This is a genomic window from Actinomadura geliboluensis (assembly GCF_005889745.1).
In the GTDB taxonomy this organism is placed as follows: domain Bacteria; phylum Actinomycetota; class Actinomycetes; order Streptosporangiales; family Streptosporangiaceae; genus Spirillospora; species Spirillospora geliboluensis.
The window spans coordinates 1-624 of record NZ_VCKZ01000786.1; the positions used below are offsets into that span (position 1 = coordinate 1).

Genomic DNA, 624 nt, shown 5'->3' on the forward strand with positions numbered 1-624 from the left:
TGGCGCGGGGGATGGTCTTCTCCGGCTCCTGGACGTCCTCGGCGGGGACGGTGGCCGACTCCAGCCCGATGAACGACCACAGCGTCAGCGCCGCCGCCGCGGTCACCGCGCCGAACGCGCTGCCGCCACTGGCGTTGAACTCCCCGAAGTTGCCCGACTCGATGAAGAACAGCCCGCCGACCGCGATCATCAGCAGCGGCACCAGCTTGATGACGGTGGTGACGACCTGGACGGCGCCGCCCTCGCGGACGCCGTAGGCGTTGACCGCGGTCAGCAGCCAGATCGTCGCGACCCCGACCGCCGCGGCCGCCACCTTGTCCTGGCCCAGCGACGGCCAGAAGTGCGCCAGGTAGCCCACGAACGCCACCGCGATCGCGGCGTTGCCCGCCCACACCGCGATCCAGTAGCCCCACGCGGTCTGGAACCCCACGAAATCACCGAACGCGCGCCGCGCGTAGGCGTACGGGCCCCCGGTTCGGGGGTAGGCCCGCGACAGGCGTGCGAACACCAGCGCCAGCAGGATCGCCCCCGCCGCGGTGAACCCCCACGCCACCAGGCTGATCGGCCCGAACTCCGCCAGCGAGCTGGGCAGCAGGAACACACCCGACCCGATCATGTTGCCCA

The 624-nt window shown here is 71.6% G+C and carries 1 protein-coding gene; it reads right to left on the minus strand.

The features are described from left to right. The coding region (locus tag ETD96_RS44240; RefSeq protein ID WP_240808660.1) for an amino acid permease at positions 1 to 601 on the minus strand (601 nt) is incomplete at its 3' end. Positions 602 to 624 lie beyond the last annotated feature (23 nt).